General features: G+C 40.6%; 8 protein-coding genes. 3 read left to right on the forward strand and 5 right to left on the reverse strand.

Annotated elements, in window-relative coordinates; all coding sequences use genetic code 11:
* Positions 1–5: 5 nt before the first annotated feature.
* A complete protein-coding gene (locus AACU32_RS26775) occupies positions 6–5,033 on the reverse strand; it encodes an nSTAND1 domain-containing NTPase (RefSeq protein ID WP_096604199.1) in 5,028 nt (1,675 codons plus the stop codon).
* Between the two features lie 268 nt (positions 5,034–5,301).
* Positions 5,302–6,633 (reverse strand): ATP-binding protein, encoded by a 1,332-nt coding sequence (locus tag AACU32_RS26780; RefSeq protein WP_096604200.1) that lies wholly within the window; start codon positions 6,631–6,633, stop codon positions 5,302–5,304.
* Positions 6,634–7,632: 999 nt separating this feature from the next.
* Here AACU32_RS26780 and AACU32_RS26785 point away from each other — a divergent pair.
* The 3 genes from AACU32_RS26785 to ftsZ all read left to right on the forward strand — a co-directional run bounded on the left by AACU32_RS26785 (position 7,633) and on the right by ftsZ (position 11,139).
* The gene (locus tag AACU32_RS26785) at positions 7,633–8,478 is read left to right on the forward strand and encodes a cell division protein FtsQ/DivIB (protein ID WP_096604201.1); all 846 of its coding nucleotides are present in this window, start codon (positions 7,633–7,635) and stop codon (positions 8,476–8,478) included.
* A gap of 746 nt (positions 8,479–9,224) precedes the next feature.
* On the forward strand, positions 9,225–9,803 hold the full coding sequence (locus AACU32_RS26790; RefSeq protein WP_339378299.1) for a hypothetical protein: 579 nt from the start codon (positions 9,225–9,227) through the stop codon (positions 9,801–9,803).
* A gap of 46 nt (positions 9,804–9,849) precedes the next feature.
* A complete protein-coding gene (gene ftsZ, locus AACU32_RS26795) occupies positions 9,850–11,139 on the forward strand; it encodes a cell division protein FtsZ (protein WP_096604203.1) in 1,290 nt (429 codons plus the stop codon).
* A gap of 381 nt (positions 11,140–11,520) precedes the next feature.
* Here ftsZ and gshB read toward each other — a convergent pair whose 3' ends face one another.
* From gshB to AACU32_RS26810, 3 genes are all read right to left on the reverse strand, one after another.
* On the reverse strand, positions 11,521–12,501 hold the full coding sequence (gene gshB / locus AACU32_RS26800) for a glutathione synthase (RefSeq protein WP_096604204.1): 981 nt from the start codon (positions 12,499–12,501) through the stop codon (positions 11,521–11,523).
* Positions 12,502–12,621: 120 nt separating this feature from the next.
* Positions 12,622–12,894 (reverse strand): glutaredoxin 3, encoded by a 273-nt coding sequence (gene grxC, locus AACU32_RS26805; protein ID WP_096604205.1) that lies wholly within the window; start codon positions 12,892–12,894, stop codon positions 12,622–12,624.
* Between the two features lie 576 nt (positions 12,895–13,470).
* Positions 13,471–14,427 carry an exosortase-dependent surface protein XDP2 gene (locus tag AACU32_RS26810; RefSeq protein WP_096604206.1) on the reverse strand — a complete coding sequence of 319 codons (957 nt, stop codon included), beginning with the start codon at positions 14,425–14,427 and terminating at the stop codon, positions 13,471–13,473.
* Positions 14,428–15,003: the final 576 nt, after the last annotated feature.

Consider the following 15,003-nt stretch of genomic DNA (forward strand, 5'->3'; position numbering starts at 1 on the left):
AATTGTTAGGGTTTGTGGTTGATATTCTCGCAAAGAAAGCGATCGCGCTGATCAACATTGCGGTTGTGCTGGAGGTAATCATCCACCCAGTTACAACCACGCAGCAGTAAATCATCAATATTCAAATTCCAGAGAATGATTGTGTTGTCATCACCAGCCGAAGCCAATGTTTGACCATCAGGACTAAAACTGACACTTAATACTGCCCCTTGGTGTCCAGTCAGAGTTTTAATCAGTTTACCCTCACGGCTCCAGAGTTTGACTGTACGGTCCCAACTAGCAGCAGCGAGCAATTCACCATTCGGACTAAAGGCAACCGCATTAACGCTATCGCTATAGCCTTTTAACAAGGTTTTTAACAACGTCCCGTCCCGCCGCCATAACTTCACTGTGTTATCCCAACTAGCAGAAGCCAATAACTGGTCAGTAGGACTAAAGCTGACACCTAACACCCAACCGTCTTGAGGCAAGAAACTTTTCAGCAAAGTACCATCGCGCCGCCACAGTTTTATCGTTTGATCGTCACTAGCAGAAGCTAAAAGCTGACCATCGGGGCTGAAATTAACACTATTTACCCATCCATTATGCCCGACCAAAGTTGTCAGCAAGCGACCATCACGGTTCCAAAGTTTCACTGTTTTATCTTTACTGGCTGAGGCTAATAACTCGCCATCAGGACTGAAACTCACGCCCAAAACACTATCGCTATGCCCTTGGAGTGTTTTCAGCAAAGTACCATCGCGCCGCCACAATTTGACAGTTTTGTCATAACTCCCTGATGCCAGCATCTCACCTTTGGGATCAAAACTGACACTAGGGACTTTATCTAGATGTCCCTGCAAAGTTTTGTAAAGCTTGGTTTCTAGCTCATTACTTTTGGGATCTCGCTGCCAGAGTTTGACCGTGCGATCGCGACTACCAGAAGCTAACATCTGACCATCGGCACTCCAAGCCACACTTAAAACTCTACCCTTATGTCCTTTGAGGATTGGTAGTATTGGCGCATCTAAACGCCATAATTTCACGCTTTTGTCATAACTTGCTGATGCTAGCAGTTTGTTATCTGGGCTGAAGGCCACGCTGGCTACAGCATCACTATGGCCTTTAAAAGTTTTCAGTAAAGTACCTGTGATACTCCACAGATCAATGGTGTTATCATCACTGCCGGATGCTAACTTTTGACTATCAGAACTAAAATTCAAGCTCCAAATTGTATTGCTATGCTGCTGTAAGGTTTTGCTGGGACGAAAATCTAAGCCGTCTTGACTGCTATTGCGTTTTCTGCGCCAAAGTTGAATGATTTTATCTCTACCGCCAGATGCTAAGAGTTGACCATTAGGACTGAAAGCTACAGCGGTCACACCATGTCGATGACCCTGCAAGGTGGTGACTAAACTGCCATCTCTTCGCCAGATTTTGACTGTTTTGTCTTCACTAGCTGAGGCAATGAATTGTCCATCAGGGCTGAAGGTTACCCAGTTAACCCATCCTTGATGTCCCCTGAGAACTTTGACTAAACTACCATCCTTACGCCAGAGTTTAATGGTTGTGTCCTTACTACCAGTAGCTAACAACTCACCATCTGGGCTGAAACTGACGCTATAAATCCAATCTCCGTGCCCTTCTAAGGTTTTGTATGGTTGTGAGTCAAATTCACCTGTAATCGCATTTCTGTGCCAGATTTGCACGGTTTTATCTAAGCTGGCTGAAGCTAAGGTCTGACCATCTGGGCTAAAACTGACGCTGGTCACCGCATCGTTATGACCTTTGAGAGTTTGCAGTAACGTTCCGTCAGGATGCCAAATTTTTATTGTTCTATCTGTACTACCTGAAGCTAAGAACTGACCATCTGGGCTAAAAGCTACACTCCAGACAATATCACCATGACCTTCCAAGCGATTTTGCTCTTTAACACCATAAACAGCTTGTTGCAGGGCTGTCACCACTCGCATTTTGGTGTCTGCTTGCACTCCAGGAGCAAGTTTGAGTTTTTTCCAAGCCCGTAAACTTTCTAATAGGGCATCAAACTCTTTATTAGAGGCAAATAGAGCTTCGCTTGCAGCAGTAATAGCACTGATTTTAAAGTTAGTTTCACTACGTTCTGCCCTCCGAGTTTGGAGAATTGCGGCTCTTCTCTGTAAGTCAGCTTGCCACCATAATACGGCTATTGATCCCGCCATGATTGCCAGCACTCCACCTGTGATGCGCGCTTCTAGCAGTCGGCGTTGCAAAACCAAATTCAGCTGTTCTTGAGAGACTTTTTGGGCAACTTCAGCCCGATTTTTTTCAAATCTGACTTTTTCTAATTCAGCGACCATGCCATAGTTGTTTTTTTGGCGAATCGGTTCAACTAAGTAATCGTGAACCAGCTGATAGCGATCGCCTAATTCTTCTGGCTCTCGCAACACCAACCCCGAACCCACCAAAATTTCTAAAATAAATTCCCAAGATGAGTCTAAATCAGATATTGCCGCCGAATTATTGCCTATAGCATCTGCCAAATCAGCTTTTGTTTTGAGTGGTCTTGTGCCTTTTTCATCGGTTAATTCAAACAATAATTTCCAACTACGCTCTTCGTTTTCCTGCCCACAATCTTTGATCACTTCCTCAAGCCAACGTTCTACTAGTTTGCTAGAGCCACCGCACAGCCTATATTGTGCGAGGGTAGTAATATTTTCTGTTTGCAGTTGCGCACCAACTATTTGTAGCTCAATCGGATGTACTTCATCTATTTCTTCTGCTAAATCATTGACTAATTGGTTAGTCAAATCATCAGTTATTTCATAATGTGAACGTTGGGTCAGACTTTTGATGATATTGATAGCATCATTCCGGTTGAATTTTCCTAAATAATAGCGAATATCCTTATCTAAAATATTCTTATTGATTACACCTAAATCATATAAACCATCACTATTCTCTTTGCTTAACCGCTCAAATTCCAATAAATAATGTAAATAGTCTTCGCGAATAGCTAAAATTATTTTGACAAAGGCAATATTTAAACATTCGCTAAAAAATTTATAAAATTGAATTTTCTTTTCGGGAGAGGTGCTGATAAAGAAAAATTCTTCAAATTGGTCAAAAATAATGATGATTGTGTAATTGCGTTCCGATGCTAGGCGGAGTTTTTCAATTAGTATAGTCGGGGTAATTTCTTGTGCAGCGGATGTTTCTGTCTCCGCCAGTACTTGATTGACATTGCGTCCCAGTGCTGTCACCCAATCTGTATACACAGATAAAACAATCGGTAGCGGAATCCGTTCACCAATTACTTTTCCTTTTAAAGCTGGGACTAAACCTGCTTTGAGAATTGAACTTTTACCGACACCTGATGGCCCATGAATTACTGTGAGTTTGTAGTCAGCACGAGTAATGCGTTCAATCAATCGGTTAACATCTTGTTGGCGACCGGAAGCAGCGATTTCTTGGGCTACTTCTTCTGGAATGAAGGGGATTTTTTGCGCTTCGAGTACTGGGTTAATTCTGTAGCGTTGTGGCTGCAATTGACTAGCCCCAATGAAGGCGCGAAAGCCGTACTGATGTTCTATTTGAATTTTTTCTTGTTTAAGGCTGAAGGCTTCTGTATAGTCGTGACGTTCAACAAAGTAGAGCGATCGCAACTCTTCTAAAATTTCCAAATAAAGCGATGGCTCATACTGTAGCTCACAAACTATCTTGGCCCATTCTAGATTATTGATCGCTTCTTCCCACTCACCGAGATGCCGTTGTGTCCGTGCTAGCAATAACAGATACCAACTTTCTTGGCGACGGGTAACGTCTGTCGCTTGTTCGGCGATCGAAAGTGCTGTATTTGCTAATTCATGGGCTAGTACCCAATTAGATTCAGAAGCCGCTACATCTGCTAAAAAACCATAATCTTGCGCGACTTGCGCTGGCTTGCCATAATTTTCATGCAATTTCAACGACTTTTGGGCTAATTCTTCTAATTGTTCCCAATCTTGTAAGCGTTGCAGCATTTCGCAAGCAGGTAAGATAAATTTAGAAACCAAATCTTGTCTTTGTGCTTCCTCCAATATTTCTAGGCATTTTCTAAACCACAAAAGCGCATCTTCCCAGTACTTACTATCAGCACCTTGGTATAAGTCTGCCATCCGGCGATAACACAGCCCTAGATGGAACATGACTACTGCTTGTCGCAGCAGCGGTGGCGATGCCAACATCGGCGGATGGGGAGAATATACTTCCAAATTCTCCTTTAAACCCCTAAATCCGCTTTCTCCTGAACCCACTTGCTGCCAAAGTTCTAAGCTTTTTTGATAATGAGCTACAGCATCATTAATTTGATCATTGGCATAGTCATCACGCCCCAATACAAATTCTAAACTAGCTTCTAATTCTGGTTCTAATTTGACACCATATAGACGTAGCAAATCATTTCTAGCTGACTCAATTTCCCGGCGATTTTGCGATTTGGGAGCTAAATCAAGAGCATCATTAGATAAAAATCTGTCAGCACCAGCCTCTAAAACTTTAGCAAATAACGATTCGGTTTCTTGCCGGATCAAAGCAATTAAATATTCTTGAGCCAGTTCAAATTTAATTGTAGTTGCCGCCCAACTTTTAAAATCGGGCGCTAATCTTGATAGCATTGAAGCGACTTCATCTTGCAACCAAAATATCAATGGAAAACGAAAAGTAGCAGCGTAAATATCTCTGGCTTGATTCACTCCAGCGAGGAAATTATCGAGAGCGATAATTGACTCTAGTCCAAAAACCATCACCGCTGATGGCAAAGTGTCTTTAACAACCACAGGATGATCTAAAAATAGTTCTGTGATTATTTGACTATGTAAAGCATTGGTTGATGGCTGAAGAAATATTTCTCTGATATTTATTTCTTTAGTTAGCAAATGGAGATTAGTCAACATTTGCTCGCGTAATTGCCCATAGTTACATCGGACTAAAATCAAAGCAAATTGACCTTTGGAAAGGTTGATTGAGCGAATCATCCTTTGCAGGGCATGTTGATTGTCATTGACGATAGCTGCTGTGAATTGCCACTTTGTCATAAGTAAAAACAGGGCTATAAAAGAATAATAGATTACACGTTAAGCAGCCTAAATACTTGCCGATGCTAGTGGTTTATGTTATTAGTTCTCTGGACTTAAAAAGTTTGTAGTCAGGACTTCAGTCCGTTCTTCAGCAAGCACTGAAATGCTAACTACGAAACCCTCAAAATTAATCAGATAGACCACTAGGTTTTACATTTTGGGAACAGTCGCTAATGCACCCTACTCTCTGTCCCTGTTACGTAAGTCCTAACTAATTTTGAATCGCTTACTTGTTTTCCTGCCAAGTCAGAACTTTTTCTGTTTCTGCTAATGCTGGACTAATACCAAACCAGCGCCCTTGAGGATCTCGGTATTCAAACAGATACATACTTCTAAGTAAGCTTTGGTAGTCAGACTCGCCTTTTACACTTTGCTGCTGCACTACTTCAAATAGTAATTTCCACTGGCCTTCATCAATAGCTAATAGCAGGTCATCCCGGTAATCTTTGATTACGGCTTCTAAGCATTCTCTAGAGAAAGGTGGATCTTGCCGTTGTAAGCAACTATAAAGCAAGCCTAATAAATTACGAATATGACCACCACTAACACGACATATACGATCTAGGGTGTCTGGGCGATCGAATAAATCTGTAATTAATAAAGGTCTCTCATTTGCAGGAAGTTCTGGAAAAGCTCTAGCTAAGACTAGCTGGCGCAAAAGCGACATTCCTGGTTGATAGTCTTCACCATTTCTTTGTCGTACCAATACCATCGGTAAGACTTTGGGCGCAATTCCTCCTCCCAAACGATTTTTTAAAGTTTCGTACTCATTGGAAAAAATTAAAGCTAAGGGAATGGTATACACTAAGTGGCATTTGAGTCGGCGTAACTGCTCACCTCGGTCGATAAAAAGATACTCTGGTTGCGTGCGCCCAGATGCTACGGGTCGCATATCAACCCGATCTAAGTTATCGACGATGACTACTAATCCTTTTTGACCACGTTGCTTGAGTTGTTCAACAGCTTTTTCTAATATCTCCTCATTAATTGCTTGCAAAATGCTGTTAGTACGTGGCTCCAGATATTGTCTCAATTGATTGCGCATCTGGGCACTATCTTTGGTTTTGGCGGTAATTTTGGCAATACCCAAGGATAATTCCGCTTGTGCTGATAAATCTATGGGGGTCTGTAAAAAATCCCCGATTTCTTTGAACAGGTTGTTAAAATAACCTGGTTTGAGTTTGATCCCGATTTTTTCCAAACTGACGCTAACTTGACGGGCTACGCTCAGCAATATATCACTGACATCGATGTCAGCCATATCCAGGTCTTGGCTGGATTCAAAATAAACTACATGGAATCCTGCTAGTTCCAGTTCGGCTTTGAGACGCTGCAATTCTGTGGACTTACCACAACCTATATGACCCGTAAATAACTGACAGGTCGGCTCATCAGGTGAAATCCGGCTGATCGTACGTTGTAATTCTTCAACAATCTTGCAACCACGTACATCAGAGAAATCTATATAGTACTGTTTATCCAGTACTTCACTCATATTCAGTGTGTAGCTAGGGTTACATGCTTTATAAAAACGTGACAAATTTAGTGTCGTTTTCATGTAGATGCAGATGTAGATTTAGATGCGGTTTTATTTGTATCTTTTGCTATGGAAAAATCTCTATCTAAAATAGAGGTACGGAATTGACTCATTGACAATTTGTATCTTGCACAAGACAGACAAAGCAGCGCGTTCCCCGAAGGAGTTGTCTAAGACATCGCTCCTAGTAACGGTCAGTAGTATCTGAGAAAGCCAGTTCTTCCTTATACGTTGAGTGTATCTGTCCTTTTTACAGCTGCTGTTAAGCTTTTGACAATCTTTAACCTTTAGTTGACAAGCAAAAAACTTTTTAGCTGAGTTTATATTATATGTAAAAAAAGTTACATTTAGCTACAGATCGGTAAAATACCACTTAGTGTAATCTTTGTCAAGGATTAATAGCAAAATATTTATATTTAAATTAATATTTTGTAATTATCTGCAAAAAAAACTCAGATGTCTATATGTTCTCAACGACACTTAATCGTATTCATCTGACGGAAATGACATTAAGTTAACGATTGAGGCAAACATACAGAACAACAAAAGCAGCATTAGGACGTTTTGCAAATCTATTTTTCTTCCCGGCATTGATGACTATGTCGGCTTAATTTGTGCCATTTACGTTTAATTATTGGCGCAAAACCCGATTTTGCTATGATTTGGGAGCTTAAAAAGAGCAATGAGTGTGCTAACTTCTTATAAGTATAAGTATTTACAAAAATGAGCAACAATATACATATAACTTAAATATTTTCAGTCCTCTGCTGTAGCTTTTTTGGCAGATAATGGCTCTCACCCTACAGTCAAAACGTTATATAGGGTTTAAAATTAGCAGCGCTAACTTTTCGATTAAAAGTTTCTCGTGCCACAATCCTAGTGTGGTTGCTGTAAAGTGTTACTCAAAAGTGAAAAAAGTCTTGAGAATAAAGGCTACAAGATGCCGACAGAGTTTACTAAAATTAATTGACGCTCCCTAGGGTATCAACAACATTGGACTGAACCCAGAATGAGGTTTTAATGGCTGGACTAGTATCAATTTCCCGTATGGATTTAGCCCAACGTCGTCAAAAATTACGACGACAGCAGCAGATAAAAATTATTCAGGCGATTTGGCGAACCTTTGCCATTAGCGGTCTAGCTGGATGTTTGCTGTGGATAGCAATCCAACCAATGTGGGTGCTAAAGTCTCCCAATCAAATTGCCATGACATCAGGTAATCAACTAATTTCAGAGGAGACGATGCAGTCACTGTTAAAGCTTTCCTATCCTCAATCTTTATGGCGGATTCAACCTGCGGCGATCGCTGACTCTTTGAAGCAACAACCCACTATTGCACAAGCGATTGTGACTCGTCGTCTTATTCCTCCTGGATTAATTATTGAGATCCAGGAACGAGAACCTGTAGCGATGGTTCAAACTCCTACCAGTCCAAAAACTGACAGCACAACTAAACAAGGATCTGTGGGTTTAATCGATGCCAGTGGAGTTTGGATACCTTTAGACAAATATACATCTGTTAATTCTACTCAGAAATTACCTAGTCTGAAAGTGGTGGGCAGCCCAGAACAATACCTCCCTTATTGGACTCAACTGTATCTGTCCGTAAGTCAAAGTTCTGTGAAAGTGATGGAAATTGATTGCCAAGATCCCACAAATTTAATTTTGAAAACCGAACTAGGTAATGTACATCTAGGCCCACCCAGTAGCCATATACCTGAACAAATTAAGTTACTAGCGCAAATGCGACATTTACCAAGTCAAGTGAATTCTAGTCAAATAGAATACATTGATATCCAAAACCCCGAAAATCCATTAGTACAGTTGAACCAAAAAAAATTAAAAGTTAATTTCCGAACTCCCTAACAATATCTACTACACTTAAATTTATACAAGGCTCTGAATAAATGAACAATTAATTTGATGGTCAGCAATATATTTATTATTTTTTTAGATTTTCCGTCTCGTACACTGTAATCTACCTGAACTTCTCAATAACATGGCAGGGTAATTCACAAAACCTGCTTAAGTCAGAAAAAGAAGCTCAGTTTTTACCCTAACATTGAGTGATAGGGTGGAAATTTTCGCAAGACTGATGGTAGCGTCTGGGATGAAAATAGTTTTTACTTCAGCATTTTTCTGTGAAAATCCAGATTGTAAAATAGAACAACTCGTGAGTTTCTCATTAATATCTAACTTATAAAAAAAGATACTGGTGTAGATACTCAAATTTTGGCTTACTGGAGGATAAACCCTTAGTAATGTCATACATCATCGGTCGAAGAATTCCAGAGAAGGGTTTTCAAAATATCTTGGCGCAAAGAGAAACTTTGCCTGAGGAAACCTCAGCAAAGCTGATGAAAATTCGGTACTGACTTCTCCTCACCCCCACTCCTGTGGAGTTTGAAAGATATTTTGCGATATCTTTGCCAGCGACACCAGTAACAATTTCTATAAGGGAGAATTTTTTTCTCACCAATGTCCGTTCCCGGACACCAAACAGCTAATCAATCAGGGTCTACTATTAATTGACAAAAAAATTTTTCCTAACCCAAACCTAAACAGAGGTAAGTAGAGGGCAAATTTTGTGTAATCAGGTGCAATCATCTCCAATGGTGAAACCTATTAAAAATATTCTGAAAACAGACAATCAGCCCCAGAATGTGTCTTTACAAGTAGTCCTATCTAAGTGTAATTTTGGGTGTAGAGTCACTTGTACTGTAGATAAATGTATATTTAATCACTTATATCTTAGTGATTTAGTCAAATTTAACATTGGCAATAATTTTTCTCACCATTATTTTTCTTTGGGAGGAGATTATAAAATATACAAAATTAACATTTTTAGAGTGGCGATCGCAGAAAAAAAAATCAATACTGTTAGTTGTAAAATTAGTGACCAATCTAAATCATTAGTAAACACGGGGGAAGAACATTGGAAATGCCAAAGAAAAAACAAGCCAAATTGCCAACCTAGCAGTGAAGATATAAATCATAGGCTGAAGTTATACAGATCATTTTTAAGTAAATATAGGTATACTTCTCTAGAAATAGTTGTGCGATCGGCTGCGTTCTTGGCTGATGCCGTAGCGAAATTTCGCACTCTTCATCCTGTTAGGGTTGGAAGTAGTGAGAACAATAAAGAACACTGTCATGATTTATGGCAGTGCCAAACTATAGTTGACTCTTAGGTGAGTAACACCTGAAAAAGTCGTTTATCTACCTTTCACAAATCCAATGACACTTGATAATAACCAAGGGCTTACCTATAAAAATTCCCAATCAGTGGGACAGTCAGGGTTCTCACTGGCTGTGAACTCGACCAATCCGTTTAATCACTCTGGGCTGAACTTCGGACAGAATCACGACGGTAAAAAAATGACCTCAGAAAGTAACCGCATTGGTGAGATTGTTCCTGGTAGAGTTGCCAACATCAAAGTGATTGGTGTAGGTGGCGGTGGTGGTAATGCTGTTAACCGCATGATTGAGTCTGATGTCAGTGGCGTGGAGTTTTGGTCAATTAACACAGATGCCCAAGCTCTTACCTTAGCTGGTGCTCCTAGTCGGTTGCAAATAGGGCAGAAACTGACTCGGGGTTTAGGTGCAGGTGGTAATCCTGCTATTGGTCAAAAAGCAGCAGAGGAGTCCAGGGACGAAATTGCCACGGCTTTGGAAGGAGCTGATTTAGTATTTATCACTGCTGGTATGGGTGGTGGTACGGGAACAGGTGCAGCACCAATTGTGGCAGAAGTAGCAAAAGAAATGGGCGCTTTGACTGTCGGTGTGGTGACACGGCCATTTGTCTTTGAGGGGCGACGCCGTACCAGTCAAGCAGAGCAAGGAATTGAAGGGCTAAAAAGTAGGGTGGATACACTGATCATCATCCCGAACAATAAGCTATTGGAAGTAATCCCCGAACAAACGCCTGTACAAGAAGCTTTTCGCTATGCCGATGATGTGTTGCGTCAAGGGGTACAAGGAATTTCCGATATCATCACGATCCCTGGCTTAGTAAACGTTGACTTTGCTGATGTTCGAGCTGTGATGGCAGATGCGGGATCGGCGTTGATGGGAATAGGAGTTAGTTCTGGGAAATCACGAGCTAGAGAAGCCGCGATCGCAGCTATTTCCTCGCCATTACTAGAATGTTCTATTGAAGGAGCTAGAGGAGTTGTATTTAACATTACTGGTGGTAGTGACCTCACATTGCATGAGGTGAACGCTGCTGCGGAAACAATCTATGAAGTAGTTGATCCCAACGCCAATATTATTTTTGGTGCCGTGATTGATGACAGACTCCAAGGTGAAGTCCGAATTACTGTAATTGCAACTGGGTTTACAGGTGAGCAACAAGCAGCTCCACAGCAAACTGTAGCCAACGCCAGGGTGACAACACCGCCACCCAGAAAACCTATGTCACAGCCACCGGCTGCTAGTCCACCGCCTACGCCAATTGTCGAACCCAAAGAAAAACCTGTATTAGATATTCCTGATTTTCTCCAACGGCGGCGTCCACCTAAGAATTAAGCGATCGCCAGATTATGGATTCGTTTTGGAAATGGGAATTCTCAGGTCGAAACTAAATGCTATATACAAAGTGTTAGGTGTTAAGAAACTTGGTTTCCATCACTAATATCGCCTATTAGTGACGAAACGCCTCAACCCTACCCAAAAACCTCATTAACTTGGGCAGGAGTCCGCTGGCTCTAGTGTCCTAAATTGTCTTTGGGAGAAAAGGCTAAGGTCTCTGCTTGCTTTGATCCCCTAAGCATTTGTATGAAATTCGGGAAGACTAGCCCCAATAAAACTGCACTTACTTATATAGTTTGTGAAAGTGCGAAGGAAATTACATAGGTATAGGCTTCCCGTAGAGTAGAGTTCAAATAAACTAAAAAAAGTAAATTATTTTTATTTTTTACTTCGTAGAGTTTGCTCAACCCATTCAATAACTTGACGACCAAGGTTAGTACCATCTAGTCTGTCGATTTCGCGAACTCCAGTTGGACTGGTAACGTTAACTTCAGTAAGGTAACCGCCAATAACGTCAATACCTACAAAAATTAAGCCGTCTTGGCGGAGATTTTCTGCTACTTGGGCACAAATTTCATGCTCTCTTGCGGTAATTTCAGTTTGAGCGACTGTACCACCAGTTGCCATGTTATTGCGAAAGTCACTACCACTAGAAAGGCGATTGAGGGCACCAATCGGTTCGCCATTCAGGAGAATAATTCTCTTATCTCCCTCTTTTGCCTGAGGTAAGTAAGTTTGTACCATAACTGGTACTCGACCTTGAAAAGTACTCAGTTCAACAATTGAGTTGAAATTGCGATCGCTTGGTTGTAAAAATAAAATCCCTTCCCCAGCTTTGTTACCTAGTGGTTTAAGGACAGCTGCGCCTTTTGCTTCTACGAAGTTACGGATAACCTGCTTATCAGCACTCACTATGGTCTCTGGAATTACATTGGTAAACTGGAGGGCATACATTTTTTCGTTTGCGCCCCGAATACCTTTTGGACTGTTAATTACTAAGGTTTTATTTTGGTCGATGTAATCGAGAATGTAGGTTGCATAGAGGTAGGAATCGTTAACTGGTGGATCTGTCCGCATAAAAACAGCATCCATTGTTTCTAAGCAACTGAAGGAGCTTTGGGCATTGCTCAACTTATACCAAGGATTGACTGCAAAATAGCGTCCCTCCACCAGTTGCACTGGGATCAGTTCTACACGCTGTAAAATAGCCCAGGCTTTTCCTTCTACTACACTCAAAAGATTTGCCTGCGTTATCCAAACTTCATGTCCAAGAATTTGCGCTGCTTCCATGAGGGCAACACTAGTATCATGGCATGGATCAAGCTGATGGATGGGATCAATGATAAAAGCTAGTTTCACGCTTTTTGCCTCAAGCACCAGGAAATTTAAAGTTATTCAATTTACATTATCCCTTGATGTTTAGGCTGATTTACACTCCCTTGTTGAGTAAATAAAGCGTAATTTTCATCAATCATCCAACTATAAGCTCTTGGCAGAGTTGAGTAACTCATCTAGCTTGCCTTGACTGTCTAAAGCATGGATATCATCACAACCACCAATATGATTGTCGTTGATGAAAATTTGTGGCAAAGAGCGTCTTCCATTTGCTCGTTGAGCCATTTTATCCCGTGCTGCCTCATCGCCATCGATGCTGTATTCGGTAAATTCAACGCCCTTTTTATTCAGCAAACTTTTGGCACGGATGCAAAATGGGCAAGTCCTCCAGGTATAAATTTCTACTTTTGCGGACATAACTTCCTCAATTTGTTTGAATATTCTTAATTTTAGAACGTTGGCACTATTACTGCCCTTGAGTAAGTTAAAAGTCACAATAATTTTATTCCTGCACAAATAAAGGTTAGTCAATAGTCGATAGGTTGTTAGCTATAGACTGTTGACTAATTTACTGTTTGCACCAGGTTTCTTAATAAATTGATATTATTCCAGTTTAAATAGTTGTAGCCTCAGCAACTATACGGTGATTACTTGGTTACTTCAATTTTGTTTCAGTATTAACCGCTACCAAGGATATAGTTTGCTAACTGTAAAAGTTAAGGCTGGGAAGATTTTCGACTGATAGGTTACTGGTAGAATTTAGACTTTAGGATTCCCATCTGATTTTGGCAATATACGTCGGCTGAGCAATGCCCAGCATATCTGGGTTTTGCTGGGCATGACCCACCGTTGTATTTTAGAAGCAGCCCCACTGGCGGCGCGCCACCCGCTACGAATGAAACAAACATCGATAATTCAATCCCTTTCCCCTTTTTTCCCTTTCCCTTTCCCCATGTTTCTTGAAAGTGTCTCTTGTCTCTAAGAGAGTAAAATTTAAACTCCTACTAGATGCTTTTTTTTCAGTACTTTCACTGTAATGACTGCCAATAACCCAAGGGCAGCAGTTGTACTAGGTTCAGGTACTCTTTGAGGTGGTGGTGGTGGGGCTTCATAGTAGGGCGAACCCTTTCTGGCGATTACTTTGAAATCAGGACCGTTGTAATCTTCGCTATCGTTATTATCTGTACTCTTCGCCACTATTTGAATGCCTTTAATGCCATTAGTAGCGCTTGTATTGCTTAATCCCAGGTCTTTAAGACTTACTCCCCAGGAACCAACTTGTTGAGTGTCACTGATTTCTGTAGTGTTAATGCTGTAACCTGCGGACTGTTGTTTTCCCCTCTCCAGTTTTAGGGCAGTACCCACTAAATTGCCATTTCCATCAATCGCTCGAATACGCAAGTCACTGTTCATACCCCGTTCCCAAAAGAACAGGTTGTCTAATCCAGAATTATCTTGCTTAATAAGAGTGTCAAAAAAGAGGTTGATTTTAAAAGCACCATTGTCTTCTGTATCAATCATGTTATTTAAGTTTTTGTTACCCAAGTAGGCAGCAATTTCAGCACCAGTTGGGTCTTTCAGCCCAGAGACTTCTAATGGATTTCCGTTGGCATCCTTAGGTTTAGAGGCTTTATCGCCTCTATCTGTACTAGCTGCACCAGTGTTGTTGATGCTTTTATTTGTTACGTCTGGATTGCTAGTTTGTGTATTGAGGTTAGCGGTGATTGGTGTATTCTCTATGACACTAGCGCTATTGACAAAGGAAAAATTATTAAATTTCTTCCCATTCTGCTCAATATAATTTAGCCAAATATCTCCTTTAGCAGCATCGGCACCTTGCAAAGCGTAAGTAACATTAGTGCTAAAAGTAGCTGCCTGAGCGGATGGGGCAAGCACTAAACCTGCACCAAAGGATATAGCAATTAAAGCGGATATGCGTTTAAGACTCATACTATTTGTGGTGATTGTAAGCCGTCAAAGTTTTAGATTTTATCTTCAGGGTCAAGCGATATGTTTTTATAAACTAGATCCAGCAAGGATCTAGCAAACTGGTGTAGCAGATTCCCGGATTTCTCACAAAATTTTTCAGTCTTTAGCTTTCGCTTTGAGAAGAGGTCGTAGGAGCGGGTTAAGACAGATGCTCATAAATGATTAGATCATATCTGTGAAGCCGCTCCTACTGCTTGTTAGAAATGCGGGGAGTGTGTTAGTTGATTGGTAGTGCAAAACAGGATGGATTCAGTCAATGAGTACTTAGAATTACTACTCAGCTAGTGCTAAATATAAATTGCCATATTTAATGCTCAATAGTCTATAGTTTATCTACATATTTATTAGAATTTTAATTTAGCAATTAAAACCATAGTGTTTTAGGTATTATTTTCAATTTCAGTGTTGATACTGAGTAATTTTATTGGGATAAATTCAGTAAAATAACTGACATATTTTCTAAATTAGTGCTGTCTTATAAATATCTTGATGCATAAATCGTTAAATTTATCTAGATACAATATTTGACAAAGAAAT

The sequence above is a fragment of the Calothrix sp. NIES-2100 genome, assembly GCF_963875285.1.
GTDB lineage: Bacteria > Cyanobacteriota > Cyanobacteriia > Cyanobacteriales > Nostocaceae > Aulosira.

What these genes read in the sequence shown, in the direction of transcription:
- AACU32_RS26775 (WP_096604199.1), bottom strand. Translation starts at nt 5,033, where the DNA reads ATGACAAAGTGGCAATTCACAGCAGCTATCGTCAATGACAATCAACAT.
- AACU32_RS26780 (WP_096604200.1), bottom strand. Translation starts at nt 6,633, where the DNA reads ATGAAAACGACACTAAATTTGTCACGTTTTTATAAAGCATGTAACCCT.
- AACU32_RS26785 (WP_096604201.1), top strand. Translation starts at nt 7,633, where the DNA reads ATGGCTGGACTAGTATCAATTTCCCGTATGGATTTAGCCCAACGTCGT.
- AACU32_RS26790 (WP_339378299.1), top strand. Translation starts at nt 9,225, where the DNA reads ATGGTGAAACCTATTAAAAATATTCTGAAAACAGACAATCAGCCCCAG.
- ftsZ (WP_096604203.1), top strand. Translation starts at nt 9,850, where the DNA reads ATGACACTTGATAATAACCAAGGGCTTACCTATAAAAATTCCCAATCA.
- grxC (WP_096604205.1), bottom strand. Translation starts at nt 12,894, where the DNA reads ATGTCCGCAAAAGTAGAAATTTATACCTGGAGGACTTGCCCATTTTGC.
- AACU32_RS26810 (WP_096604206.1), bottom strand. Translation starts at nt 14,427, where the DNA reads ATGAGTCTTAAACGCATATCCGCTTTAATTGCTATATCCTTTGGTGCA.